Below are 24,342 nucleotides of genomic sequence, written 5' to 3' on the forward strand. Positions count from 1 at the left end.
GTCACCCGTTCGATGCCATGGCGGCCAAGCGGCGGCCCTGGTCGTTGGACAAGGAAAGAACGATTTCTTCGGGGTCAATGATCAGGGCGATCTTGCCGTCGCCCAGGATCGTGGCGGCCGAGACGCCGGGCACGCGGCCGTAATTCTGCTCCAGGCTCTTGATGACGACCTGGCGCTGGTCGAAGATCCCGTCGACGCGGAAGGCGGCGCGCTTGCGGCTGTCGGTCTCGACCACGATCAGCACGCCGCTGTCCAGCGCGCCCGGCGCCTCCAGCCCGAAGGTCGCGCCCAGATCGATGATCGGGATCAGCTCGCCCCGATTGGACAGCAGGCGGGTGCCGTGGCCCACGCCGTGCAGCATCCGGTCCTCGGGGCGCAGGGTCTCCTGGACGGCGGTGATGGGCAGGACCATGGTCTGGTCGCCCAGCTGGATCAGCATCCCCTCCAGCACGGCCAGGGTCAGCGGCAGCGCGATCGAGAAGGTGGTGCCCACCCCTTCGGTCGACTGGATCATCACCCGCCCGCCAAGCGCCATGATCTCGCGCCGGACGACATCGAGGCCCACGCCGCGTCCCGACAGGGCCGATACCTCGTCCTTGGAGGAAAAGCCCGGCAGGAACAGCAGTTGGTCGATCTCGGCCGGGGACAGGTTCGCGCCGGGGGCGATCAGGCCGCGATCCTCGGCGATCTGGCGGACGCGGGGGCGGTTGATGCCGCCGCCATCGTCCGAGACCTCGATCTGGACCCGGCCCGAGCGATGCGCGGCCGACAGGGTGATCGTTCCCTCGACCGGCTTGCCGAGCCGTTGGCGGGTCACGCTGTCCTCCAGCCCGTGATCGACCGAGTTGCGGATCATATGCGTCAGCGGGTCGATCAGCCGTTCGATCATGGTCTTGTCAACCTCGGTCTGTTCGCCGATCGTGACCAGGCGCACGGGCTTGCCGGTGGCGTCGGCGGCCTCGCGCAGGATGCGGTGCATGCGCTGAAAGACCAGCTTCAGCGGCTGCGCGCGGATCGACATCACGCTTTCCTGGATGTCGCCGGCCAGCTGGCGGATCGCGTCCAGCCCCGCCACCACGTCGGGCTGTTCATGCAGGCCTGCGGTCTGGATGACCTGGGACAGCATGGCCTCCTTGATGACCAGCTCTCCGATCATGTTCATCAGCCGGTCCACCCGGTCCAAGGCCACGCGGATGGTGGCCGCGGATTGCGGCGCCTCGGCGGAAGCATTGGCGGGGGCATTGGCGGGCGGGACCACGGTGGGGCCGGGGGCCTCGACCGCCACGGCCACGGGGGGCGCAGGGGCCGGTTCGGGCAGCGGGTCGTCGCAGGGTTCGGGCCGATCCTCGACCGGGGCCTCGGATATGGTCAACGCGCAGCAATCCTCGACGAATTCGAAGACGGCGGCCACATCGTCATAGGAGGCGCCGGTGATGGTGATGCGCCATGCCAGCCCAGGCTCCTCCGGCGACCAGTCGGCCAGGGCGGCGACGCCCGCCGTCTCCAGCGCGACCGCTACAGGGCCCAGCTTGTGCAGCGCTGCGATCAGCGCCTGCGGATCGTTGCCCGAACGATAGAGCTGATGGCCCGGGGTCATCGCGATCTCCAGCCCCGGGGCGGGGGGCGCGGCGGGCATCGGCGGGGGCAGGTCGAAATCCAGCGGCCCGCCGAAATCCAGCGTCAGAGGCACGAATTCGATCGGCCCCTCGTCATCCTCGGGGGTGATCAGCGCGTCCAGTTCCGACAGCAGCGCATCGACCCGCGACTCGTCGGGATCGACCTGCGCGCGGGCGGATGTCACCAGATCGGTCAGGCAGTCCGAGCAGCGATGCGCCAGCGCCATGATCTGGGGTGTCACCTCCAACCGGTCCGACCGGACCAGGTCCAGCACGGTCTCGAACCGATGGGCGAAGGTCACCAGGGTCGTCAGGCCGAAGGCGGCGGCGCCGCCCTTGACGGAATGCACGGCGCGGAACACGGCATGCACCGTTTCCTTGTCGAAGCCCGGCGCCTCCATCTGGCGCAGACCGTTGGCCAGCACCTCCAGCAATTCGTCGCATTCGACGAAGAACATCTCGCGGAATTCGTCCATGTCCGACATCTCAGCGCCCCAGCACCTTTTCGATGACGGCGATCAGACGCTCGTCCTCGAAGGGTTTCACGATCCAGCCGGTGGCCCCGGCGCTGCGGGCGCGGGCCTTCAGGTCGGCGCCGCTTTCGGTGGTCAGCACCAGGATCGGCACATCGGCATAGGCGCCGGTCGCGCGGACGTTCTCGATCAGGCCGAACCCGTCCATGCGGGGCATGTTGATGTCGGTGATGATCAGGTCGGGATCGGCCTCGGAAAGCGCGCCCACGCCGTCGACTCCGTCGACGGCCAGGAACACCTCGAAGCCGGCATTGCGCAAGGCCTTGGATACCAGCGCGCGGATGGTGGGCGAATCGTCGACCGCCAGGATTCGGGTCGTCATGCGGGTCCCCCGGTTTGAAGAAGATCGACCGAGGCGCCGACAGCCTCGAGCGTGGTCAGGAACGGATCGGAGGCCTCGCGGATCGTCAGCGACCGGCCATCGGCCTGCCACTGCTTGCGCGCCGAGATCAGCATCTCGACCGCCAGCGTCCCCATGCGCCGGACCTGCGAGGCGTCGAGAACCGCATCCGCCCCCCGGTGGTCCAGCAGGGTTCGGGCAAAAGCCGAGACGGCCTTGCGGTCGAATGTCTCGGGCAGGGGCAGGGCGTGCATCTCATCCACCTCTTGTTGTCGTCGGCCCCCCTTGGCTAGCAGCGAAGGCTTAATGAACCGTTGCCGCCGCCGGAAATATTTTTGCGCCCAACCGATTGGAGGTGAATGGTTTTTTAATCTTTGTGCGCGATTTGATGGACATGACCCACAGGAGTTCTCATGTCCAACCCGGTCCTGCTGATCGCTGATCCGAACACGGCCCGCCTGGCCGCGCTGATCCGCCGGTGCGAGGCCCGCGCCGGCGTCACTGTGCTGGGCGCGGCCACCCCGGGCGAGGCCTATATGCTGATCGAATCGCACCTGCCCCGGCGGGTCGCCTTTTCGGCCGAATTCGCCGAGGCCGTCGAATTCGACGGGCTGGCCGACATCCTGACCATGATCGACGCGGATGTGTCGATCTTCGGCCCGCTGCGCCACCGCACCGGGCGGCACCGCCAGTTCGCCACCCCCGACGAGATGCTGGCCCATCTGTTCGGCGGGTTGCAGCCCGCGCGCGGACCGCTGCGCGCCGAGGCCCCCGCAGCCCCGGCGTCGGGGCCCGTGGGATCGGTGATCCTGATGGGCGCCTCGACCGGCGGCATCACCGCGTTGGAGACTGTCCTGTCCCAGTTCCGCGCCGACTGCCCCCCCACGCTGATCGTGCAGCACATCCGTCCGGGCTTTGCCGAAGGGCTGGTGCGGCGTCTGGACCAGCTGCTGACCCCGCGGGTGGTGGCGGCGCGCGACGGCGATCCGCTGCAGCGCGGCACCGTCTATCTGGCCTGCGAGGCGGACCGCCACATGGGCCTGATCATGCGGGGCGGCCCGCGCATCCGGATGATCGCGGGGGCGCCCGTCTCGGGGCACCGGCCGTCGGTCGACGTGCTGTTTTCCGACGGGGCCGCCCTGGCCGACAGGCTGGAGGTGCGCGCCGCTCTGCTGACGGGGATGGGGGCGGACGGGGCCCAGGGGATGGGCGCGCTGCGCCGCGCGGGCGGGCTGACCATCGCGCAGGACCGCGACAGCTCGGTCGTGTGGGGCATGCCCCGGGTCGCCGCCGAAACGGGCGCCGCCTCCGAGATCCTGCCCCTGTCACGGATCGGCAAGACGCTGCTGACCCGCGAATCCCAACGCCTGCGGAGGATGTCATGATCCGCGAACCGGGGATGCAGGTCATCCATGTCGTCCAGGGCGAACATGCCATCCACGATCATCCCGATGTGGTGCTGACCACCGTCCTTGGGTCCTGTGTGTCGGCCTGCATCATGGATCTGGACCGGGGCATCGGCGGCATGAACCATTTCCTGCTGCCGGATGCGGGGCCGGGCGGTCCCGACATCCGCCACGCCGCCGCCGCGATGGAGGTGCTGGTCAACGGGCTGATGCGCCGCGGCGCCGCGCGCGGCCGCCTGCGCGCCAAGCTGTTCGGCGGCGCGCGGATGATGGCCGGCCTGCCCGATATCGGCCAGCGCAACGCCGATGCCGCCCGCCGCTTCCTGCAGGACGAGGGCATCCCGCTGATCGCCAGCGACCTCTGCGGCACCCAGGCCCGGCGGATCCGCTTCTGGCCGGTCGTCGGCCGCGTCCAGGTCCATCTGCTGGGCGAGGCGCGGATCGCCGTGCGCGAACAGCCCAAACGCCATCCCGCCGGCGACGTCGAACTGTTCTGACCCCGCCCCGCCGCCCTTTCCCTGCGGCCGCATCCATGCGGGCCGCCCCTTCGGAGACAGTCTCGATGCTGCAGAATATCCGGATCACCACCCGCATCGTCGCGGGCTTTGCGCTGATCCTTGCCGCGCTGGTCGCCACCGCGGTCTTCACCTGGACGCGCCTGGACCATATGCGCGACGTCAACGCGCAGATGCATCAGGTCGAGGAGATGGCCCTGCTTTCCGCCGACCTTGCGGGCGGGGTTGCGCGCGCCGATCTGGCGATACGCGACTTCCTGGCGTCGGCCTCGGATGACGATTACCAGGATATCGTCGCCGCCATGAGCCGCGTCCGCATCCTGGCCCGCGACGCCGCCGACATGGGCAATGGCACCGGCATGACGATCGTCGAACTGAAGGACCGCCACCTGGCCGAGACCGCGACCCTGGCCGGGCTCTATCGCGACCTGCGTCAGCGGTCCGACGGTCTGCACGCCCATGCGATCGAGCATCGCCGCGGGATCGAGGCGGTCCAGCGCCAGCTGCAGGCGCAGGCGGATACCGACTCGGCCTATCTGGCGCTTGGGGCGTCGAACGATTTCCTGGTGACGCGGGTGCGGGTCGACCGGTTCCTGGCGGGGGGCGACGTGTCGAATTTCGACGAGGCCGAGGCCCCGCTGCTGGCGACGCGGCAATGGCTGGCCGATCTGGCCCGCCGTCCCATCCCGGCCGAGACGCGCGCCCTGCTGACCACGGCCCAGGCCGGCGTCGACGCCTACTGGACCATGGCGACCGAGATCCGCGGGATGGAGCTGGATTCGCGCGCCGCCACCCAGGTGGTCGTCGATACCGGGCACGAGGTCTTGGCCATGGTCGACCGGATGCGCAGCGATGCCCAGGTGGCCATGGAGACGCTGCATATCCAGGCCGTCGGGGCGATGGATCAGACGATCCTGGCGATCCTGGGCGGCGTGGGGCTGGCGATCCTGGCGGGGGCGGCGATCGCCACCATCCTGTCGCGCGATCTGGGCCGCCGCCTGCGGCAGACCGTCGATCAGACCAACCGGCTGGCCCAGGGGGATCTGCGCGTCGAGATCCGCGGACAGGAGGGTCGCAACGAGATGGCCGATCTGGCCCGCGCGCTGACCGTCTTTCGCGACAATGCCCTGCAGGCCCGCGAGATGGAGGAACAGACCCGCCGCGCCGAGGCCGAAGCCGCCCAGGCCCGCGACGCCGAGGCGCGCCAGCAGGCCCGCGTCGTGCGCGACATCGGGGCGGGGCTGTCGCGCCTGGCCCAGGGCGATCTGACGCAGCGCATCCCCAGCCCGCCCTCGGACCCGTTCCCGGCCGGCTATGACAGCCTGCGCGAGGCGTTCAACAGCGTCGTCGACACGCTGACCGGCACGCTGATGCGGATCACGGACGTGGCCGACCAGGTGCGCGGCGGCGCGACCGAGATCACCTCGGCCGCCCAGGACCTGGCCAGCCGGGCCGAGACCCAGGCCGCCACGCTGGAGCAATCGGCCGCCGCCCTGAACCAGATGAGCAGCAGCGTGAATTCCACCGCCGACCGCGCCCGCCAGGCCGAGGAGGCCAGCCGCCGCAACCGCGACATCGCCCAGGCCAGCGCCGAGGTCGTGCGCAACGCCGTCGCCGCCATGCGCGGCATCGAAAGCTCGTCCGACCAGATCACGCGCATCATCACGGTGATCGACGACATCGCCTTTCAGACCAACCTGCTGGCCTTGAACGCGGGCGTCGAGGCGGCGCGGGCGGGCGAGGCGGGGCGCGGCTTCGCCGTCGTCGCCTCCGAGGTGCGGGGCCTGGCGCAGCGCGCGTCGGATTCCGCCCGCGAGATCAAGGCGCTGATCTCGGAATCCGCGTCGCAGGTCAAGGCGGGCTCGGCCTTGGTAGGCGATACCGGCGCCAATCTGGAGATGATCCTGGAGAAGGCCAATGAGGTCTCGGGCCAGATCACCGCGATCTCGATGGCGGCCAGCGAACAGTCCCTGGGCCTGGCCGAGGTGAATACCGGCGTCAACCAGCTGGATCAGGTGACCCAGCAGAACGCCGCCGTGGCCGAGGAGGCCAATGCCGCCGCGGCCTCGCTGCTGCAGCGGGCCGAGGACCTGATCCGCGAGATCGCGGGCTTCCGCGTCGCCCATCATTCGGGCCAGATGCCCGCCATGCGGTCGCGTCCGGAGCCGCTGCCGGTGGTCGAACCCGTCCAGCTGCGCGTCGTGGGCGGGCGCATCGACGGCCAGATGATGGAGTTCTGAGACCCTGCCGCGGGCGGCGGTGCGCCGCCGCCCGCGGCCCTGCGGGGCCTGTCGCGCAAGACAAATTGCCGCGCGGCGCTTGGACGCCGACAAAAGGGTGGCATTCGCCGGTGAACCGTTCCACCATGGGGGCAGTTGACGGTGAATGGCCGGGTCATCCGCACAGGCGGGAAACCCGCCGGATCGCCATGTCAGACCCAAAGCGCGAAGGCACTGATGAGACGAGACGTCAACCCGACCCACATGGACCTGCTGCAATCCCGGCTGGAGGAGATCGCCGGCGGTTTCAGCGCCGTGTCCCAGCCTTTGGGGGATGCGATGCGCCATGCGGCCCTGTCATCGGGCAAGCGGTTCCGCGGGATGCTGTTGCTGATGGCGGCCGAGACCACGGGCGGGGTCTGCGACACCATGGTCGATGCCGCCGCCGCGGTCGAGATGGTGCACGCGGCCTCGCTGATCTTCGACGATCTGCCCTGCATGGACGATGCCAGCCTGCGCCGCGGCCAGCCCGCGACCCATGTGGCCCATGGCGAAAGCCGGGCCGTGCTGGCCGGTATCGCGCTGATCACCGAGGCGATGGCGGTGCTGGCCTCGGCCCGCGGTGCCTCGCCCCAGGTCCGGTCGATGCTGGTGCGGACCCTGTCGCGGGCGCTCGGGCCGGTGGGGCTCTGCGCGGGGCAGGACCTGGATCTGCATGCGGACAAGTCCGCCTCCGCGGTGGAGCAGGAACAGGACCTCAAGACCGGCGTCCTGTTCGTCGCCGGGCTGGAGATGCTGGCCTTGGTCAAGGAATTCGACGATGGCGAACGCGACCAGATGATCGCCTTCGGTCGCCAGCTGGGGCGGGTCTTCCAATCCTATGACGACCTGCTGGATGTGATCGGCGACGAAAAGGCCTTGGGCAAGACCACTGGCCGCGACAGCGCCGCGCCGGGCCCGAAACGCGGCCTGCTGGCGGTGGGCGACATGCAGAACGTGTCGCGCCACTACGAGGCCAGCCGCGCCCAGCTGAACGCCATGCTGCGCGAGAACCGCCTGCAGGCCCCTGAGATCGCGGCCCTGCTGGACCGGGTCCTGCCCAAGGCCGTCAGCGCCTGACGGATCAGTGGCGCGGCCGGGTCCAGAGGCCCGCCCGGTCCACCGCCGGACGCGCGATACGGGTCCGCGCCACGTCCCAGCCCCCTGCCGCCAGCAACCCCATCTTGGTCGCGCGGGATGTGCTGATGCGGCTGCGATAGGCCTCGGGCCCGCCGCGGCGGATGCGGCCGCCGATGGCGCGATAGATCCGCAGCGCCGCCGCGATCGACCAGGCGCAGCGCGGGGGCAGGGCGGGCAGGCCTTGGCGGGCCGAGGCGTAATAGGGTTCGGCCGTATCCAGCAGGCGCAGGATCACCGCATAAAGCTCGGGCGAGGGGATGTCGCCCTCGACCGTGGCGCCGGCCTCCTCCAGCCAATCGGCGGGCAGGTAGCACCGGCCGATCCGCGCATCGTCCATCACGTCGCGCGCGATGTTGGTCAGCTGGAAGGCCAGCCCCAGATCGCAGGCGTGATCCAGCACCCGGTCGTCGCGCACGCCCATGACGCGCGCCATCATCACGCCCACCACCCCCGCGACATGATAGGAATAGTCCAGCACGTCGCCGATGCTGCGATAGCGGCGATCCTCGACATCCATCGCGAAGCCCTGGATCAGGTCCAGCGGCCATTCGGGCGGAAAATCATGGCGCAGCGCCACCTGGCGCAGGGCCGCGAAGGGCGGGGCATGGGGGCCGGGGCCGTTCAGCGCGGCCAGCGTTTCCGCGCGCAGATCCTCCAGCCGGGCCTGGGGGTCGTCCACCAGCTCCGGTCGGCTGCCCAAGGCCTGGCCGTCGATCACGTCATCGGCATGGCGGCACCAGGCATAGAGCATCACCGTATCCTCGCGGATGCCGGGGGGCATCAGCCGCGCGGCGGTGGCAAAGCTCTGCGATCCTTGGGTGATCGCCTGCTGCGAGGTCAGGACCAGATCGCTCATGCGCCCGCCAGATCGGCCAGCATCACCTGGGCCGTGGCCTTGGCGGACCCCACGACGCCCGGGATACCCGCGCCCGGATGGGTGCCCGCGCCGACCAGATAGAAGTTGCGGATCGTCTTGTCGCGGTTATGCGGCCGGAACCAGGCCGATTGCGTCAGGATCGGCTCGACCGAAAAGGCGCTGCCGTGATGGGCGTTCAGTTCGGTCGCGAAATCGGTGGGGGTGAAGATGCGCGTCGTGGTCAGGTTGGCGCGCAGGTTCGGGATCAGCCGTTCCTCCAAGCTGGCCAGGATGCGGTCGGCATAGCGCGGCCCCTCGACCGTCCAATCGATGTCCGCGCGGCCCAGATGCGGCACCGGGGCCAGGACGTAATGGGTCGACATGCCCGGAGGCGCCATCTCCGGGTCCGTCGTGCAGGGCGAATGCAGGTAGAGCGAGAAATCCTCGGCCAGGTTCGGACCTTTGAAGATCTCGTTCACCAGCTCCTTGTAGCGGGGACCGAAGAGGATGGTGTGATGCGCCACGTCCTTGGGCGCCTCGCGCAGCCCGAAATGCAGCACGAAGAGCGACATGGACCAACGTTTGCGGTCCAGCGATTTCGCGCGGCTCTGCCCGCGGGCGGTATGGCCCAGCAGGTCGCGATAATTGTGCATCACGTCGCCGTTGCTGGCGACCATCTCCGCGGTCAGCGCGCGCCCGTCGGCCAAGGTCACGCCGGTCGCGCGCGGGCCGTCCGTGTCGATCCGGGCGACCTTGGCGTTCAGCAGGATCTGCCCGCCGAGCCGTTCGAACAGCGCGACCATGCCCGCGACCAGCCGGTTGGTGCCGCCCTTGGCGAACCAGACCCCGCCGCGCCGCTCCAGCGCATGGATCAGCGCATAGATCGAGCTGGTCGAGAAGGGATTCCCGCCCACCAGCAGCGTGTGATAGGAAAAGGCCTGCCGCAGATAGGGGTCCTTGATGAAGGTCGCGACCTTGGCATGGACGGATTTATAGGCCTCCAGCTTCATCAGCGCGGGCGCGGCCTTCAGCATCTGGCCCAGCTTCATGAAGGGCACGGTGCCCAGCTTGACATAGCCCTCCTGATAAACCTCCTCGGCATAGTCGCGGAACCGGCGATAGCCTTCGAGGTCGTCGGGATTGAGCTGGGCGATCTGGCGTTCCAGCTGGTCGGCCTCGTTCACATAGTCGAAGACCTTCCCGCCCGGCCACATCAGCCGATAGAAGGGCGAGACCGGCATCAGCGTCACGTCCCGCGCCATGTCCTGGCCGGTCAGGTCCCACAGCTCGCGCAGGGCGTCGGGATCGGTGATGACCGTGGGGCCCGCATCGAAGACATGGCCTTGGTCATGCCAGACATAGGCGCGCCCGCCCGGCTTGTCGCGGGCCTCGACCAAGGTGGTGGCGATGCCCGCCGATTGCAGGCGGATGGCCAGGGCCAGGCCGCCGAACCCCGCGCCGATGACGATGGCGGTGCGGGCTTGGCCATCGGGGCCAGTGGCGGCGGTGGTCGCACCAAGGGTGGCGTTCATGCGTTTTCCTGTAGCAAGGGGCGTTCGGGCAGGCAGCGGAAGGCCGTGCCGAGGGGGATGGGCGGTTTGCCGGTGACGATGCGCAGCTTGTCGGCCATGGTCATCTGCCCGGCATAGAAACGCTCGATCAGCGGTTGCGGCAGGCGATAGAAGCGCTGCAGCAGCGTATAGCGGCGGTCGGGCGCGCAGCCGCGGAACAGCATCCGGTTCAGCAGCCGCAGGAACCGGTCCTGCCGCGCCCGGGCCAGGGCGAAATCGCGGATCGGGCCGCGCAGCGTGGCGGTGGTGATGGGCCCCTGCAGACCCGCGACGATATCGGCGACCTGCGCGGCATAGGGCAGGGAATAGCCCGTCACCGGATGAAAGAACCCCGCCCGCAGCCCGACCGGCGGGGGCGTGGTCAGCCGTTCCTCCCAGAAGGCCTCGGCGTCATGGGCCATCGCGATGGGCAGGATGCCGCGTTCGCGCCGCAGCTCGGTCCCGGCCCAGCCCTGCTGGCGGGCGTAATCATGCGAGGCCCGGGCCAGCGCCTCGTCGTCCAGATCGCCGCCGTCGGAATAGCGGGTATCCTCGATCAGGATGCGGTCCGGGGCGAAGGGCAGCAGATAGATGAAGCGGTATCCGTCCTGCTGGGTCACGGTCGCGTCCATGATGACGGGCCGGTCGATGCCATGGGGCGCGTCGGTGCGGATCTCGACGCCCACGAATTTCTGGTAGCCCACGACCAGATGCGGCGAGGGTTCGGCCCCGCGGCCGTCCAGCACGGCCTGCGCGTCGATGCGGCGGCCCGATTCCAGCGTGGCCCCGTCGATGTCCAGCGCGGCGATCGGGCTGTCCCAGAGGATCCGCACCCCGGCATCGGCCACGGCCCCCATCAGCGCCGCCCCGTCCAGCGAACCGTAGCCGGTGGACAGCCGGCGCGCATGGCGCGGAAAGCGCACGTCCTGGCCTGACCAGCGGCCGCGCTGCAGCGGGCGCAGGCGGTCCAGCCATTCCGGCGACAGGTCGGTGTCGTGACAGGACCAGGTATGGGCGTCGGACGGGCCCGCGGCCCGGTCGATGATGGTGACGTGCAGATCGGGCCTGGCTTGGCGCAAAGCCAGCGCAATCAGACCGTTGGCAAGGCCGGCTCCGGCAAGCAGGATGTCATGTGTCATGCAGCCGAACCCCCGGCCGGGCTGCGGGTTCCGGGGGTGCGGCCGCGGCGGGGCGTCACGGCTGACGCTCGGCTTCGGGACGCAGGACGCCGGATTTCTTCAGGTCCTGCTTCAGCTTGTCGACCGGCGGCGCATAGATGAAGCCGAAGCTGACGCAGTGGTCGCGCCCCTCGACCGCGTGATGCAGCCGATGCGCCTGATAGAGGCGGCGGAAATAGCCGCGCCGCGGGACATAGCGGAACGGCCAGCGCTGATGGACCAGCCCGTCATGCAGCACAAAATAGATCAGCCCATAGACCGTCATGCCGAGCGCGATCCACCACAGGGTCGGGAACCAGATCCAGCCCACGGTGAACAGGATCGTCGCGATCACCGCAAAGACCACGCCGTAGAGGTCGTTCTTTTCCAGCGCGTGGTCGTGTTCCTCGTGATGGGACTTGTGCCAGCCCCAGCCCAGGGGGCCGTGCATGATCCAGCGATGGACGGAATAGGCCGTCAGTTCCATGACCAGGACCGTGGCGACGACGATGAGAAGGTTGGTCATGCGCGGGTTCCTTTCTTGCGGGTGGCCGGCAGGCGCCACCAAGGCACCGAGGGGTAGAGGTGGTGTTCGTGGTGATAGCCGCCGAAATGAAAGCAGGTCAGCAGCGAGACCGGGTCGCTGATGCGCGAGGACCGGGCGTTATGGCGGTCGGGAAAGGCGTCATGGCCCGGCCTATGCGGCAGCCATGTCCCGAAGACGAACAGCTGCACCGAGGCCAGGATCGAGGGCAGCGGCCAGAAGACCACATACATCCAGCGATCCCCCAGGATCAGCGCATAGGTCGTCACGATGATCGGCAGGATCAGCCCCTCGCGCCAGCCGAAATAGGTGGCGATGAACCGCCCGTACCAGCGCACCGGCCCGCCATGGTCGAAATCGGGGTCGTCATCGGTGCCCGCATGGCGGTGATGGGCCATGTGCTTGACGATCATCTTGCGCCACGAGAACCCGGCATAGAGCCACAGCACCAGCTGGCCGATCGCGGCATTGGCCCGCGCGCGCCCCGGCACGACCGCGCCATGCATCGCGTCATGGGCGATGATGAACAGCCCAACCGACAGCCAGGTCAGCGCCGCGAAGTTCGCCACCGCCAGCAGCGGCCGGGCGGCCGCGTCCAGAAACCACAGCGCATGGATGTGCAGGGCCAGCCATGCGGCGATGATGGCGGCCGATATGGCAAGGCTCTGGACGGTCAGGCGGGACCGGTCAACGGGTCTGGTCATGGTCTTCTCCGACCGAATACGGCCATCAGGTTATAGCCTGGGTCCGGCTGTTTCCATCCCCGATGCTTGCGACCATTGGCCACCGGCATCGCGGGTCAGCAGGGGCGCGCGGCGCAGGGCGGCCAGATCGGCCGATCCGGTACAGAACATCGCGATGCGCAGCTGGGTCACCACGTCGTCCAAGTGGGCGATCAGCGCCTCGGTCCCCTCCAGCGCGGCGGGCAGGGCGCGGGCCGCCTGACCGGCCAGATCCGCCCCGAGCCGCAGCGCCCGCGCCACGTCCAGCCCGTGGCGCACGCCGCCCGATCCGATCAGCACCTGGTCCGGGCCGATCAGCGGGGCCGCCGCGCGCAGGGCGTCGGTGGTGGGGATGCCCCAATCGTGGAAGGGGGCGGCCAGGGCCTGCAGGCGGTCGGGGCCGCGTTCGGCCTCGACCCGCGCCCAGCTGGTCCCGCCCGCGCCCGCCACGTCCAGAATCACCGCGCCCGCATCGATCAGCCGGCGGATCACCGGGGCCGAGAGGCCCGCGCCGACCTCCTTGACGCCCAAGGGGACGGGCAGGGCGCGGGCCAGCGCCTCGATCCGCGGCAGAAGGGCCGAGAAGTCGCGGTCGCCGCCGGTCTGGATCGCCTCCTGCAGGGGGTTCAGGTGCAGGATCAACGCATCGGCGCCGATCATGTCCACCGCGCGGCAGGCCTCGTCGACCCCGATGCCGTAATTCAGCTGGACCGCGCCGATATTGCCCAGGATGGGGATGTCGGGCGCGCGCCGGCGCAGGCTGGCCCCCAGGCCCCCCGCGCCGCCCTGTTCGACCGCGATGCGCTGCGATCCCACCGACAGGGCGATGCGGTGATGGGCGCAGGCCTCGGCGATGTGGATGTTGATGCGTTCGGCCTCGGCCGGGCCGCCCGTCATGGCCGAGACCAGCAGCGGCGCGTCCAGCGCCCGCCCCAGAAACCGGGTCGAACAGTCGATCGCCGCCATGTCGATCTCGGGCAGGGCGCGGTGCAGGAAGCGGACCTCGTCGAAGCCGCTGGCCAGACGGTCCTGCGCGCCCTGTCCCTGGGTCACGATGCGCAGATGGTCGGTCTTGCGGCGGGAGATATCGGTCATGGGGCCATCCGTTCCTGTCGCCGCGACTATTGCCGTTCGCGCCCCGTCCCGCCAGCCCCCTGCGACATCGGGTGCCGCCCCGGGCAGGGACGGGTTGCGGGCGGACATGAAAAAGGGCCCCGTGGGGCCCCTTGATCGGTCGGGCGGCGGGCCCTCAGGCGGCGCGGCGCGCGTCGAGGTCGGATACCACGGCGCGCGGCGTCTCCTCGCGGGTATAGTAGCCGTACATCTGGTCCAGCACGGCATCCGCCTCCAGGCTGCGCTTGCGGTCCGCGATGCTGAGCGGTTTCTGGCTGTCATGCGACATTGGTCGTCTCCGGTTTCGGTCGGTGTTCAGGTCTGTGCCTCCCACGCGGGTCAGATATTGACTGCCGGCTCAAAGTTAAACCGCCCTGACGTGGGGTCAGGGCGGTCGCAAGGCTGCCATGCAGCAAACACATGGTCAGGCGCTGCGCAGCATCCGGTGCTTCTTGCGCCCGACCGAGATCTTGATGCCTTGGGCCAGCGCGGCCGGGTCCAGGGCCATCTGCGGATCGGTGACGGGCTGGTTGTCGGCGCGCAGCCCGCCCTCGGCGATCAGGCGCTTGGCCTCCTTGCCGCTGGCGACGATGCCGGACTGGACCAAGGCCTGGGCGATGGTGACGCCCTCGACCGGGCCGGTCAGCAGCGCGACCTCCAGATCGCCGCCGGCGCCGCCCTCCTCGAAGACGCGCCGCGCGGTGGCCTCCGCGCTGGCGGCGGCCTCGGCGCCGTGCAGCAGGGTCGTGACCTCATTGGCCAGGCGGACCTTGGCCTCGTTGATCTCGGACCCCTGCAGGGCGCCCATGCGGTCGCATTCCTCGACCGGCAGCTCGGTATAGAGCTTCAGGAACCGCCCCACATCGGCATCGGTGGAGTTGCGCCAGAACTGCCAGAATTCATAGGGCGACAGCATGTCCGCCGACAGCCAGGTGGCCCCGCCCGCCGACTTGCCCATCTTGCGCCCGTCGCTGGTCGTCAGCAGCAGCGAGGTCAGCCCCCAGACCTGCGCGTCGTCCACGCGCCGCGTCAGGTCGATGCCGTTGACGATGTTGCCCCACTGGTCCGACCCGCCCATCTGCAGCACGCAGCCATGGCGGCGGTTCAGCTCCAGGAAGTCATAGGCCTGCAGGATCATGTAGTTGAATTCCAGGAAGGACAGCGACTGTTCGCGGTCCAGCCGGGATTTCACCGATTCGAAGGACAGCATGCGGTTCACGCTGAAATGCCGCCCGATGTCGCGCAGGAAGGTCAGATAGTTCAGCCCGTCCAGCCATTCGGCATTGTTCAGCATCGCCGCGCCGCCCGGCCCGTAATCCAGATAGCGGGCAAAGACCCGGCCCATGCCGTCGATATTGGCCTGGATCGCGGCATCGTCCAGCAGCGGACGCTCGTCGCTGCGGAAGGACGGATCGCCCACCTTGGTCGTGCCGCCGCCCATCAGGGTCAGGGGCCGGTTGCCGGTCTTCTGGAACCAGCGCAGCATCATGATGTTCAGCAGGTGGCCCACATGCAGGCTGGCCGCGGTGGCGTCATAGCCGATATAGGCCGTGACCGGCCCCGCCAGCAGCGCCTGGTCCAGCCCCGCGTAATCCGTGCAGTCGGCCAGATAGCCGCGCTCGGTCATGATACGCAGGAAGTCGGATTTGGGCTGGTGGGTCATGGGCTTCATCCTTCTGTATCCGCGCGATATACCCCGGCCATTGGGGAAGGAAAAGCGATGATCCGGGCCTTGGGAATGATGTCGGGGACCTCGCTGGACGGGGTGGACGCGGCGATGGTCACGACGGACGGCACCCGCATCGGGGCCTTCGGCGACAGCGGCTATCGCGCGTGGGGCGGCAACCAGGCGGGGGTGCTGCACCAGGCCCTGGGCCGCTGGCCCGGCGATCCGGGGCTGGATGAGGTCGCGCGCCTGGTCGTGGACGGCCATGCGGGGCTGGCGGCCGATTTCCCCGATGCCCAACTGATCGGCTTTCACGGCCAGACGCTGGCCCATGATCCCGCGGGCCGGGGCACGCATCAGGCGGGCAGCGGGGCCGATCTGGCGCGGCGCACCGGGCGGCCGGTGGTCTGGGATTTCCGCAGCGAGGACGTGCGCCAAGGCGGCGAGGGCGCGCCGCTGGTGCCGTTCTTTCACTGGGCCTGCGCGGAATGGGCGGTGGGGCAGGGGCGCTTGGCGCCCGCGCCCGTGGCCTTCCTGAACCTGGGCGGGGTGGGCAATATCAGCTGGGTCGACCCCACCGCCCCCGCGCCCGAGGCGCCGGGCGCCTGCCTGGCCTTCGATACCGGGCCCGCCAATGCGCCGCTGAACGACCTGCTGCGCCGCAGGCGGGGCCTGACCCGCGACGAGGGGGGCGCGCTGGCCCTGTCGGGGCGCGCCAATCCGGGCATCATCGCCGATTTCCTGGCCGATCCATGGTTCCGTCGCCTGCCGCCCAAATCGCTGGACCGCGACCGCTTCGCGGACCTGACCCGCGCGGTCGAGGCGCTGTCCGACGCGGATGCGGCGGCGACGCTGGTGGCGGCGCTGGCCAGCGCCGTTGCGGCAGGGATGGGCTGGCTGCCCTCGGCGCCCGCGCAGGTGCTGGTCTGCGGGGGCGGGCGGCACAACCGGGCGATCATGGCGGCCTTGGCCGATGCGCTGCCCTGTCCCATCGCGCCGGTCGAGGCGGTGGGCCTGGACGGCGACATGCTGGAGGCGCAGGCCTTCGCCTGGCTGGCGGTGCGGGTGCTGCGGGGGCTGCCGACCTCGGGGCCGTCCACGACGGGGGTTGCGGCACCCGTCTGCGGCGGGCGGATCAGCCATCCCCATGACGGTCGCGTGAAACAGACAAAAGTTTAGGGAACGGATCGCGCGCAGCCGACGTTGGTGCACCGAGGATGGCGAAAGACGCCATCTAAACAAAGACCTAAAGCGGAGATATGATATGAAGACGCTGATGATGACGGCTGCAGCCATTGCGTTCGCCACCCCGATGATGGCGCAGGACGCGGCCACCACCGCCCCGGCCGACGACACCATGCCCGCAGAGACGATGCCCGCGGAAACCGCGCCCGCAGGCGAGATGGGCACCACCGCCGATCCGATGGCGACCCCGGCCGACCCGATGGCCGCACCCGCCGACGGCACCGCGATGAACAACGACATGGCCCATGGCGGCATCACCAGCGCGCCGCTGACCGCCGAGAACCGTGGCATGACCGCGTCCTGGCTGCAGGGCCGTGACATCTACACCACGAACGAGCCCTCGACGACCGAGTGGACCGACGTGACGGGCGACACCGTGCCGGATACCTGGAACTCGATCGCCACCGTTTCGGACATCGTGATGTCGAACGAAGGCGAAGTCATGGGCTACATCGCCGATATCGGCGGCTTCCTGGGCATGGGCACGCATACCGTGCTGCTGGACCGCGAAGACCTGCACATGGCGCAGTTCGGTGACGACGTGGTCATCGCCACGAACTTCACCCAGGAAGAACTGGAAGCCATGCCGGAATTCGACACGGACATGGTCCGCGACTGATATCCCGGCCCTCCTCACGAGAGCTGAGACTGCGGGACGCCCCAACGGGCGCCCCGTTTTTCGTCGTTCCGGGCGCGGGCGATGACGGTTTCGCAAGAAAATGGTCCGGGCGCCCTTGACGGGGGGCGCGGGCCTGCGTAAACCCCGCTTCACCCCGGCGGGCGATCGTCCGGGGGATGAGTTGGGCGGTTGTAGCTCAGTTGGTTAGAGTACCGGCCTGTCACGCCGGGGGTCGCGGGTTCGAGCCCCGTCAACCGCGCCACAACTCATCATTCGCCCGAAGGAAATGCGCGGTTGTAGCTCAGTTGGTTAGAGTACCGGCCTGTCACGCCGGGGGTCGCGGGTTCGAGCCCCGTCAACCGCGCCATTTCCCTTCCCTCTCCCTTGCCATCGGACTTCGCTGTTTCCCTGTCCGCGCCAAGCCGCTAAGACATCCCCCGTGACGACCTTCGGAGGATGCGATGACGGACATGGTCCAGGCCCGGGAACTGATCGACGCGTTGGGAAAGGCGGCCCGCGAGGCCGCCGTGACCTTGGCGCAGGCGCCAGCCGCGACCAAGACCGCCGCGCTGGATGCGGCCGCCGATGCCGTGATCGACCGCATCCCCGCGATCCTGGAGGCCAATGCCCGCGATCTGGACCTGGCCCGCGACAAGGGCCTGTCGGATGCGATGCTGGACCGGCTGCGGCTGGACGAGGCGCGCCTGCGCGCCATCGCCGACAGCCTGCGGGCCGTGGCCGCGCAGGACGATCCGGTGGGGCAGGTGATCGCGGAATGGGACCGGCCCACGGGCCTGCATATCCGCCGCGTGCGCACGCCCATCGGGGTGATCGGCGTCATCTATGAAAGCCGCCCCAACGTCACCGCCGATGCGGGCGCGCTGGCACTGAAATCCGGCAATGCCGTGATCCTACGCGGCGGGTCGGAAAGCCTGCACTCCAGCGCCGCGATCCATGACTGCATGGTGGCGGGGCTGCAGGCCGCAGGCCTGCCGGTCACCGCGATCCAGATGGTGCCCACCCGCGACCGCGCCGCGGTCAGCGCCATGCTGGGCGCGCAGGGGTTGATCGACGTGATCATCCCGCGCGGCGGCAAGGGCCTGGTGGGGCTGGTCCAGGACCAGGCCCGCGTGCCGGTCTTTGCCCATCTGGAGGGGATCTGCCACGTCTATGCCGACGCCGCCGCCGATCCGGACAAGGCGCGCCGCGTGGTGCTGAATGCCAAGACGCGCCGCACCGGCATCTGCGGGGCGGCCGAATGCCTGCTGATCGACCGGGCGTTCTTTGCCCGCCATGGCGACGTGCTGATCCGCGCCCTGCTGGAGGCGGGCGTCGAGGTCCGCGCGGAAGGCGAACTGGCCCAGATCCCCGGCACGGTGCCCGCCCAGCCCGATGATTTCGGGCGCGAGTTCCTGGACATGATCATCGCCGCCCGGCTGGTCGACGGGGTGGACGGGGCCATCGCCCATATCCGCCGCCATGGCAGCCAGCATACCGAATCGATCCTGACCGAGGATGACGCCGTGGCCGAGCGGTTCTTTGCGGGGCTCGACAGCGCGATCCTGATGCGCAACGCCTCGACGCAGTTCGCGGATGGGGGCGAATTCGGCATGGGCGCGGAGATCGGCATCGCCACGGGCAAGATGCATGCCCGCGGGCCGGTGGGGGCCGAACAGCTGACCAGCTTCAAGTATCTGGTCACCGGCGACGGGACGGTGCGCGCCTAGAAGGCGATCTCGCCGCCGGTCTCGTCGAATTCATGGCGCAGCCGGCGGCCCGCATCGCGCGCCAGCTCGGACAGCAGGGGGAAATGCACCTCGGCCGGGCTGGGGGCGCGCGGCGCGTCCCGGTCCAGCCAGGCCCAGAGCGTGGGGTCGATCCGGCTGCGTTCGCATTCCGCCACCAGCCGCCAGTCAGGCCGGTCGCGCAGCACGATGACCCGCCCGCCCCACGGCATCGCGGTCTCCATGCACATCACGGCCAGCATGATCATGCGCACCTCGGGGCGGGTGAAGTCGCCCTCGGCCTCCAGGGTGATGGTCAGGCGGCCCTGCGCCTCGACCCCCGACAGCAGCCGCGCCAGCTCCGCCCGGCCTATCCGCTGGTCGCCCTGGGCCTGGCCGAAGGCCATGCGATAGGCCTGGATGCGCGCCCGCGCCGCCGCTACCGCCTCGGCGATCAGGCGCATCTCGGGCGATTGGGCGATGCCCGGGTAATCGGGCGACATCTCCAGCAGCTCGACCCCGTTGCCGATGGCGCCCAGGGGCGACACCAGGTCATGGCACAGCCGCGATCCCAGCAGCGCCGCCAGATCGCCCGGGGCGATCCGCGTTGTATCGACCGTCATCTATGATACCTTCCCGTCATTCCGACCAAGGAGCGCCTGCCGTGAACGAGATCCTGGAACCGGGCATGATCGTCCGTCATCCCGCCGCCCCCGAATGGGGCGAAGGCCAGGTGCAGTCGCGCATCGGCAACCGCATCACCGTCAACTTTGCCGAGGCCGGCAAGCAGGTCATCGACGGACGCCGGGTGACTTTGCAGATCCTGGGCATGGGCGGGGCGTAAACTCCTGTTTTCCAAGGGGCAGCATGCAACCTCGGGTTGTCATGCGCAAGCGGTCCTTCCGACGCATCCCGCAGGGTTGTTGCATTGGGGCCGCAGCTTGGCCTAGGAAGGCCCCGATCCCCCACCGCGAGAGGCCCCGTGAACCGCGCCGATCCCGCCTTCTTCCAGATCCGCCTTGCGACCGCGCCGCAGGACCTGCTGGCCGCGCAGCGCCTGCGCTATCGCGTCTTCGTCGAGGAGCTGGGCGGCACCGGCCCCTTGGTCGATCACGACGCGCGGCTGGAACGCGACGAATTCGACCCGGTGGTCGATCATCTGTGCCTGATCGACACGCGGCGCGATGCGGATGCGCTGGACCATGTGGTGGGCGTCTATCGCCTGCTGCGCGGCGACGTGGCGGCGGGCTTCGGGCGGTTCTATTGCGACGGGGAATATGACCTGGCGCCCCTGCGCGACAGCGGCCGCCCGCTGCTGGAGCTGGGGCGGTCCTGCGTCGATCCCGATCACCGGGGCGGGGCGGCGATGTTCCTGATGTGGAACGCGCTGGCCGATTACGTGCTGGATCACGGCATCCAGATCCTGTTCGGCGTGGCCAGCTTTCACGGCACCGATCCGCATATGCTGGCGCCGTCGCTGTCCTGGCTGCATCACCATCACCTGGCCCCGCCCGCCCTGCGCCCCCGCGCCTGGCCCGAGGGGTTCCAGCCCATGGACCTGATCGCCCCCGACCGCCTGGACCGGCGCGAGGCGATGGTCGCCATGCCCGCGCTGATCAAGGCCTATCTGCGCCTTGGCGGCATGGTGGGCGAGGGGGCCTTCATCGACCGCGCCTTCAACACCACCGACGTGTTCCTGATGATGGACACCGCCGTCATGTCGGCCAAGCACAAGCAGTTCTACGAAAGCCGCTGGCAACCGGCATGAGCGCGACCTGGCGCGAGGGCGCGGTTCCCGACCTGCCCCGACCGCGGGGCCTGCGCGACTGGCTGCGCGTGGCGCGGCGCGGGGGCGGGGCGGTCCTGGTCCTGCTGCTGGGCGTCGCCCTGATCCTGCCCCTGCGCGGGGTCGAACGTCTGGTCCATGGCCGCCGCCGCCCCTGGACCGGGCCGCATGTGCAGGCGGTCTGTCGGCTGGTGCTGATCTGCATCGGCCTGCCGTGGCGGCGCGAGGGACAGCCGCTGCGCGGCCCCGGCGCGGTGGTGGCCAACCATTCCAGCTGGCTGGACATCCTGGTGCTGAACGCGGCGCAGCCGGTCTTCTTCGTCAGCAAGGCCGAGGTCGCGTCCTGGCCCGGCATCAACATCCTGACCCGCGTGACCGACACGCATTTCGTGGCCCGCGACCCGCGCCTGGCCCGCGCCCAGGCCGAGGAATTCGCCGCCCGCCTGCGCGCCGGGCACCGGCTGCTGTTCTTTCCCGAGGGGACCTCCAGCGACGGGCGGCGGCTGCTGCACTTCAAGCCGACGCTGTTCCAGGGCTTTCTGGCGGACGACCTGCCCGAGGGCCTGGCCATCCAGCCGGTCAGCGCCGTCTATGACGCGCCGCCCGACAGCGATCCGCGATTCTATGGCTGGTGGGCGGATATGGAATTGGGCCCGCATCTGCTGGCCGTGCTTGCGACACGGCGTCACGGGCGGGTCCGCGTGCGCCTGCATCCGCCGGTTTCCGTGGCGGGACATGACCGCAAATCGCTTTCCGCCGCCTGCCATTCCGCGATAGGATCGGATTTCGGCGCGCCTTTGCCGCCCGCCTGACGATTTGCTTGCCAGAGGCGGCTGCCCGCTATATCTGGTGTCCAACCCGAAACGCCCCACCAAGGATTGAGCGCATGACCCGCTTTGCTGCCCCTATCGCCGAACAGATCTGGGATATGAAATACCGGATGAAGGACGAAGAGGGCCAAGCCGTCGATGCCTCGGTCGAGGACAGCTGGCGCCGCGTCGCCCGCGATCTGGCACGCGTCGAACAGAACCCCGCGGAATGGGAGGATAAATTCTATTCCGCGCTGGAGGATTTCAAGTATCTGCCCGCCGGCCGCATCCTGGCCGGGGCCGGGACGGGCCGTTCGGTGACGCTGTTCAACTGCTTCGTGATGGGAACGATTCCCGACAGCATGGCCGGCATCTTCGACATGCTGAAGGAGGCCGCGCTGACCATGCAGCAGGGCGGCGGCATCGGCTATGACTTCAGCACGATCCGTCCGCGCGGGGCGGTGGTGAAGGGTGTGGCGGCGGATGCGTCGGGCCCGCTCAGCTTCATGGATGTCTGGGACGCGATGTGCCGCACGATCATGTCGGCCGGTTCGCGTCGGGGCGCGATGATGGCCACCATGCGCTGCGACCATCCCGATGTGGAACAGTTCATTGAGGCCAAGCAGGACAGCGCCCGGCTGCGCATGTTCAACCTGTCCGTGCTGGTCACCGACGATTTCATGGAGGCCGTCAAGGCCGACGGCCCGTGGGAGCTGAAATTCGACGGCCGCGTCTATCGCACCGTGCAGGCGCTGGACCTGTGGAACCGGATCATGAAGGCGACCTATGATTTTGCCGAGCCGGGCGTGATCTTCATCGACCGGATCAACAAGGCCAACAACCTGAACTATGTCGAGACGATCGCCGCCACCAACCCCTGCGGCGAGCAGCCTTTGCCGCCCTATGGCGCCTGCCTGCTGGGTTCGATCAACCTGGCGCGGCTGGTCCGGGACCCCTTCACCGACGCGGCCCAGCTGGACCCGGAGGCGCTGGACGATCTGGTCCGCACCGCCGTGCGCATGATGGACAACGTGGTCGACGCGTCGAAATTCCCGCTGGACGCGCAGGCCGAGGAGGCCCGCAACAAGCGCCGCATCGGCCTGGGGGTGACCGGCCTTGCCGACGCGCTTCTGATGCTGGGCCTGCGTTACGGCGCCGATGATGCAGTCGCCCAGACCCGCGTCTGGATGAAGGCCATCGCGCGGTCGGCCTATCTGGCCTCGGTCGATCTGGCCCGCGAGAAGGGCGCCTTCCCGCTGTTCGACGCCGAGAAATACCTGGCCTCGGGCTTCATGTCCAAGATGGACAAGGATGTCCGCGACGCCATCGCCAAGCACGGCATCCGCAACGCGCTGCTGACCTCGATCGCGCCCACCGGCACGATCAGCCTCTATGCGGGCAACGTGTCCTCGGGGATCGAGCCGGTCTTCGCCTATGCCTATACCCGCAAGGTCCTGCAGAAGGACGGCTCGCGGACCGAGGAGGAGGTCGTCGATTACGCCGTGCAGATGTGGCGCGACCTCAAGGGTGACGCCGAGCTGCCCGATTATTTCGTGAACGCCCAGACTTTGGCGCCCAAGGATCACGTGGCCATGCAGGCGGCGGCGCAGGAATGGGTCGACAGCTCGATCTCCAAGACGATCAACTGCCCCGAGGATATCAGCTTCGAGGAATTCAAGGACGTCTATCTGGCGGCCTGGGATCTGGGCTGCAAGGGCTGCACGACCTATCGCCCTAATGACGTGACCGGATCGGTCCTGTCGGTCAGCGAAAAGACCGAGAAGGCGCCGGAGGCCGACAAGGGCGCCGACGTCGTCTATCTGACCGAGCCGCTGGACCGCCCCGCGGCCTTGGAGGGCGCCACCTACAAGCTGAAATGGCCGGGCTCCGAGCACGCGATCTACATCACGATCAACGACATCATCCATGGCAACCACCGCCGCCCGTTCGAGATCTTTATCAACTCCAAGAATATGGAGCATTACGCCTGGACGGTCGCGCTGACGCGCATGGTCTCGGCCGTGTTCCGCCGCGGGGGCGACGTGTCCTTCGTGGTTGAGGAGCTGAAGGCGGTCTTCGATCCGCGCGGCGGGGCCTGGATGCAGGGCCGCTATGTCCCCTCGATCCTGGCGGCCATCGGCGGCGTGATCGAGCGTCACCTGATCGAGACGGGCTTCCTCGCCGGCGAGGGCCTGGGCCTGAAGACTGACCCCAAAGCCGAGGTCATGGCCGTGGGCGAGGCCCCGCGCGGCCCCGCCTGCTCCAGCTGCGGCCAGTACGGCATGCGCATGATCGAGGGCTGCATGACCTGCCCCAGCTGCGGTCACTCGAAATGCGGCTGAGGGGCTGCGGGCGTCTGTTTGTGCTGACAGCCAAAGGTTGTCCTTTTGCCGCCCATAGTGTTTCCTTCTGCAAGGCATAACTTTTCCACCAAGCGAAAACTGTGCAGAGACGAAGGGAGGCGGTTCTTCGGGCCGCCTCATGTCGTTCCTACCGTCTTCTACCGGAGAGAAAGAGCGTGCTTGACGATAAGCTTACTTGTGCTGACAGCCAAAAGTTGTCCTTTTGCCGCCCATAGTTTTTCCTTCCGCAAGGCATAAGTTTTCCACCGTGCGGAGAATTGGAAATCTCACGAGAGGCGGTCCTGCGGGCCGCCTTTTTCGCGTTTTTAACTGAGCTACAGGAAGATTTGACCCTAGGTGTTTGATCCCATGGTTTGATGGTGCAATCCTTTCGCAGGAAT

General features: G+C 68.8%; 23 protein-coding genes and 2 tRNA genes. 13 read left to right on the forward strand and 12 right to left on the reverse strand.

What is annotated here, in order from left to right; translation table 11 throughout:
* Position 1: 1 nt before the first annotated feature.
* The 3 genes from JHW48_RS06535 to JHW48_RS06545 are packed head-to-tail and all read right to left on the reverse strand — an operon-like array spanning position 2 to position 2,743.
* Positions 2–2,101: a chemotaxis protein CheA gene (locus JHW48_RS06535; protein ID WP_272835820.1), complete on the reverse strand. Its 2,100-nt coding sequence runs from the start codon at positions 2,099–2,101 to the stop codon at positions 2–4.
* A 1-nt stretch (position 2,102) separates the two neighbouring features.
* Complete coding sequence (locus JHW48_RS06540; RefSeq protein ID WP_119887961.1) at positions 2,103–2,471, reverse strand: response regulator; 369 nt, start codon at positions 2,469–2,471, stop codon at positions 2,103–2,105.
* A complete protein-coding gene (locus tag JHW48_RS06545; RefSeq protein ID WP_272835821.1) occupies positions 2,468–2,743 on the reverse strand; it encodes an STAS domain-containing protein in 276 nt (91 codons plus the stop codon). Before JHW48_RS06545 ends, JHW48_RS06540 begins: the two co-directional genes overlap by 4 nt.
* 159 nt (positions 2,744–2,902) lie before the next feature.
* On the opposite strand from JHW48_RS06545, the gene JHW48_RS06550 reads away from it, so the two are divergent.
* From JHW48_RS06550 to JHW48_RS06565, 4 genes are all read left to right on the forward strand, one after another.
* Positions 2,903–3,874, forward strand: coding sequence for a CheB methylesterase domain-containing protein (locus JHW48_RS06550; protein WP_119886644.1), 972 nt, complete (start codon positions 2,903–2,905; stop codon positions 3,872–3,874).
* Entirely contained in the window at positions 3,871–4,392 is a 522-nt protein-coding gene (locus JHW48_RS06555) for a chemotaxis protein CheD (protein ID WP_205961928.1), read from the forward strand. Before JHW48_RS06550 ends, JHW48_RS06555 begins: the two co-directional genes overlap by 4 nt.
* A 65-nt stretch (positions 4,393–4,457) precedes the next feature.
* On the forward strand, positions 4,458–6,650 hold the full coding sequence (locus JHW48_RS06560; RefSeq protein WP_272835822.1) for a methyl-accepting chemotaxis protein: 2,193 nt from the start codon (positions 4,458–4,460) through the stop codon (positions 6,648–6,650).
* 216 nt (positions 6,651–6,866) lie between these two features.
* Positions 6,867–7,748: a polyprenyl synthetase family protein gene (locus JHW48_RS06565; RefSeq protein ID WP_119886643.1), complete on the forward strand. Its 882-nt coding sequence runs from the start codon at positions 6,867–6,869 to the stop codon at positions 7,746–7,748.
* Positions 7,749–7,752: 4 nt separating this feature from the next.
* Here the strand turns inward: JHW48_RS06565 and JHW48_RS06570 are convergent, their stop codons facing one another.
* From JHW48_RS06570 to tyrS, 8 genes are all read right to left on the reverse strand, one after another.
* Positions 7,753–8,664, reverse strand: coding sequence for a phytoene/squalene synthase family protein (locus JHW48_RS06570; RefSeq protein WP_119886642.1), 912 nt, complete (start codon positions 8,662–8,664; stop codon positions 7,753–7,755).
* Entirely contained in the window at positions 8,661–10,196 is a 1,536-nt protein-coding gene (locus JHW48_RS06575; protein WP_119886641.1) for a phytoene desaturase, read from the reverse strand. The genes JHW48_RS06570 and JHW48_RS06575 overlap by 4 nt, the downstream gene beginning before the upstream one ends.
* Positions 10,193–11,353 (reverse strand): lycopene beta-cyclase CrtY, encoded by a 1,161-nt coding sequence (gene crtY / locus JHW48_RS06580; protein ID WP_119886640.1) that lies wholly within the window; start codon positions 11,351–11,353, stop codon positions 10,193–10,195. The genes JHW48_RS06575 and crtY overlap by 4 nt, the downstream gene beginning before the upstream one ends.
* Before the next feature lie 55 nt (positions 11,354–11,408).
* The gene (locus JHW48_RS06585; RefSeq protein WP_119886639.1) at positions 11,409–11,897 is read right to left on the reverse strand and encodes a sterol desaturase family protein; all 489 of its coding nucleotides are present in this window, start codon (positions 11,895–11,897) and stop codon (positions 11,409–11,411) included.
* The gene (locus JHW48_RS06590; RefSeq protein WP_119886638.1) at positions 11,894–12,619 is read right to left on the reverse strand and encodes a fatty acid desaturase; all 726 of its coding nucleotides are present in this window, start codon (positions 12,617–12,619) and stop codon (positions 11,894–11,896) included. The genes JHW48_RS06585 and JHW48_RS06590 overlap by 4 nt, the downstream gene beginning before the upstream one ends.
* Before the next feature lie 30 nt (positions 12,620–12,649).
* On the reverse strand, positions 12,650–13,732 hold the full coding sequence (gene fni, locus JHW48_RS06595; RefSeq protein ID WP_119886637.1) for a type 2 isopentenyl-diphosphate Delta-isomerase: 1,083 nt from the start codon (positions 13,730–13,732) through the stop codon (positions 12,650–12,652).
* A gap of 154 nt (positions 13,733–13,886) precedes the next feature.
* The gene (locus JHW48_RS06600; protein WP_170152311.1) at positions 13,887–14,039 is read right to left on the reverse strand and encodes a hypothetical protein; all 153 of its coding nucleotides are present in this window, start codon (positions 14,037–14,039) and stop codon (positions 13,887–13,889) included.
* A 135-nt stretch (positions 14,040–14,174) separates the two neighbouring features.
* Entirely contained in the window at positions 14,175–15,413 is a 1,239-nt protein-coding gene (gene tyrS, locus JHW48_RS06605) for a tyrosine--tRNA ligase (protein ID WP_119886636.1), read from the reverse strand.
* A gap of 57 nt (positions 15,414–15,470) precedes the next feature.
* On the opposite strand from tyrS, the gene JHW48_RS06610 reads away from it, so the two are divergent.
* The 5 genes from JHW48_RS06610 (at position 15,471) to JHW48_RS06630 (ending at position 19,007) form a co-directional block, all read left to right on the forward strand.
* Entirely contained in the window at positions 15,471–16,595 is a 1,125-nt protein-coding gene (locus tag JHW48_RS06610; RefSeq protein WP_205961927.1) for an anhydro-N-acetylmuramic acid kinase, read from the forward strand.
* A gap of 85 nt (positions 16,596–16,680) precedes the next feature.
* Entirely contained in the window at positions 16,681–17,280 is a 600-nt protein-coding gene (locus tag JHW48_RS06615; protein ID WP_119886635.1) for a PRC-barrel domain-containing protein, read from the forward strand.
* Positions 17,281–17,465: 185 nt separating this feature from the next.
* A tRNA-Asp gene (locus JHW48_RS06620) sits at positions 17,466–17,542 on the forward strand.
* A gap of 28 nt (positions 17,543–17,570) precedes the next feature.
* Positions 17,571–17,647 (forward strand) — tRNA-Asp (locus tag JHW48_RS06625).
* Between the two features lie 103 nt (positions 17,648–17,750).
* On the forward strand, positions 17,751–19,007 hold the full coding sequence (locus JHW48_RS06630; RefSeq protein ID WP_419182413.1) for a glutamate-5-semialdehyde dehydrogenase: 1,257 nt from the start codon (positions 17,751–17,753) through the stop codon (positions 19,005–19,007).
* On the opposite strand, the gene JHW48_RS06635 is transcribed toward JHW48_RS06630, so the two are convergent.
* Positions 19,004–19,627: a histidine phosphotransferase family protein gene (locus JHW48_RS06635; protein ID WP_119886633.1), complete on the reverse strand. Its 624-nt coding sequence runs from the start codon at positions 19,625–19,627 to the stop codon at positions 19,004–19,006. The two genes, JHW48_RS06630 and JHW48_RS06635, sit on opposite strands and share 4 nt — an antisense overlap.
* A gap of 41 nt (positions 19,628–19,668) precedes the next feature.
* On the opposite strand from JHW48_RS06635, the gene JHW48_RS06640 reads away from it, so the two are divergent.
* The 4 genes from JHW48_RS06640 to JHW48_RS06655 all read left to right on the forward strand — a co-directional run bounded on the left by JHW48_RS06640 (position 19,669) and on the right by JHW48_RS06655 (position 23,941).
* The gene (locus JHW48_RS06640; protein ID WP_119886632.1) at positions 19,669–19,848 is read left to right on the forward strand and encodes a DUF3553 domain-containing protein; all 180 of its coding nucleotides are present in this window, start codon (positions 19,669–19,671) and stop codon (positions 19,846–19,848) included.
* Between the two features lie 138 nt (positions 19,849–19,986).
* Positions 19,987–20,772 carry an L-ornithine N(alpha)-acyltransferase gene (olsB, locus tag JHW48_RS06645; RefSeq protein ID WP_119886631.1) on the forward strand — a complete coding sequence of 262 codons (786 nt, stop codon included), beginning with the start codon at positions 19,987–19,989 and terminating at the stop codon, positions 20,770–20,772.
* Positions 20,769–21,602: a lyso-ornithine lipid O-acyltransferase gene (gene olsA, locus JHW48_RS06650; RefSeq protein WP_170152310.1), complete on the forward strand. Its 834-nt coding sequence runs from the start codon at positions 20,769–20,771 to the stop codon at positions 21,600–21,602. The genes olsB and olsA overlap by 4 nt, the downstream gene beginning before the upstream one ends.
* 74 nt (positions 21,603–21,676) lie before the next feature.
* Positions 21,677–23,941, forward strand: a complete 2,265-nt coding sequence (locus JHW48_RS06655; RefSeq protein WP_119886630.1) for an adenosylcobalamin-dependent ribonucleoside-diphosphate reductase — start codon at positions 21,677–21,679, stop codon at positions 23,939–23,941.
* Positions 23,942–24,342: the final 401 nt, after the last annotated feature.

This window comes from Paracoccus aestuarii (assembly GCF_028553885.1).
GTDB classification, from domain to species: domain Bacteria; phylum Pseudomonadota; class Alphaproteobacteria; order Rhodobacterales; family Rhodobacteraceae; genus Paracoccus; species Paracoccus aestuarii.

Bases quoted from the DNA above. Each gene is read 5' to 3' on its own strand.
- JHW48_RS06535 (WP_272835820.1), bottom strand. From the start codon at position 2,101: ATGTCGGACATGGACGAATTCCGCGAGATGTTCTTCGTCGAATGCGAC.
- JHW48_RS06540 (WP_119887961.1), bottom strand. From the start codon at position 2,471: ATGACGACCCGAATCCTGGCGGTCGACGATTCGCCCACCATCCGCGCG.
- JHW48_RS06545 (WP_272835821.1), bottom strand. From the start codon at position 2,743: ATGCACGCCCTGCCCCTGCCCGAGACATTCGACCGCAAGGCCGTCTCG.
- JHW48_RS06550 (WP_119886644.1), top strand. From the start codon at position 2,903: ATGTCCAACCCGGTCCTGCTGATCGCTGATCCGAACACGGCCCGCCTG.
- JHW48_RS06555 (WP_205961928.1), top strand. From the start codon at position 3,871: ATGATCCGCGAACCGGGGATGCAGGTCATCCATGTCGTCCAGGGCGAA.
- JHW48_RS06560 (WP_272835822.1), top strand. From the start codon at position 4,458: ATGCTGCAGAATATCCGGATCACCACCCGCATCGTCGCGGGCTTTGCG.
- JHW48_RS06565 (WP_119886643.1), top strand. From the start codon at position 6,867: ATGAGACGAGACGTCAACCCGACCCACATGGACCTGCTGCAATCCCGG.
- JHW48_RS06570 (WP_119886642.1), bottom strand. From the start codon at position 8,664: ATGAGCGATCTGGTCCTGACCTCGCAGCAGGCGATCACCCAAGGATCG.
- JHW48_RS06575 (WP_119886641.1), bottom strand. From the start codon at position 10,196: ATGAACGCCACCCTTGGTGCGACCACCGCCGCCACTGGCCCCGATGGC.
- crtY (WP_119886640.1), bottom strand. From the start codon at position 11,353: ATGACACATGACATCCTGCTTGCCGGAGCCGGCCTTGCCAACGGTCTG.
- JHW48_RS06585 (WP_119886639.1), bottom strand. From the start codon at position 11,897: ATGACCAACCTTCTCATCGTCGTCGCCACGGTCCTGGTCATGGAACTG.
- JHW48_RS06590 (WP_119886638.1), bottom strand. From the start codon at position 12,619: ATGACCAGACCCGTTGACCGGTCCCGCCTGACCGTCCAGAGCCTTGCC.
- fni (WP_119886637.1), bottom strand. From the start codon at position 13,732: ATGACCGATATCTCCCGCCGCAAGACCGACCATCTGCGCATCGTGACC.
- JHW48_RS06600 (WP_170152311.1), bottom strand. From the start codon at position 14,039: ATGTCGCATGACAGCCAGAAACCGCTCAGCATCGCGGACCGCAAGCGC.
- tyrS (WP_119886636.1), bottom strand. From the start codon at position 15,413: ATGACCCACCAGCCCAAATCCGACTTCCTGCGTATCATGACCGAGCGC.
- JHW48_RS06610 (WP_205961927.1), top strand. From the start codon at position 15,471: ATGATCCGGGCCTTGGGAATGATGTCGGGGACCTCGCTGGACGGGGTG.
- JHW48_RS06615 (WP_119886635.1), top strand. From the start codon at position 16,681: ATGAAGACGCTGATGATGACGGCTGCAGCCATTGCGTTCGCCACCCCG.
- JHW48_RS06630 (WP_419182413.1), top strand. From the start codon at position 17,751: ATGGTCCAGGCCCGGGAACTGATCGACGCGTTGGGAAAGGCGGCCCGC.
- JHW48_RS06635 (WP_119886633.1), bottom strand. From the start codon at position 19,627: ATGACGGTCGATACAACGCGGATCGCCCCGGGCGATCTGGCGGCGCTG.
- olsA (WP_170152310.1), top strand. From the start codon at position 20,769: ATGAGCGCGACCTGGCGCGAGGGCGCGGTTCCCGACCTGCCCCGACCG.
- JHW48_RS06655 (WP_119886630.1), top strand. From the start codon at position 21,677: ATGACCCGCTTTGCTGCCCCTATCGCCGAACAGATCTGGGATATGAAA.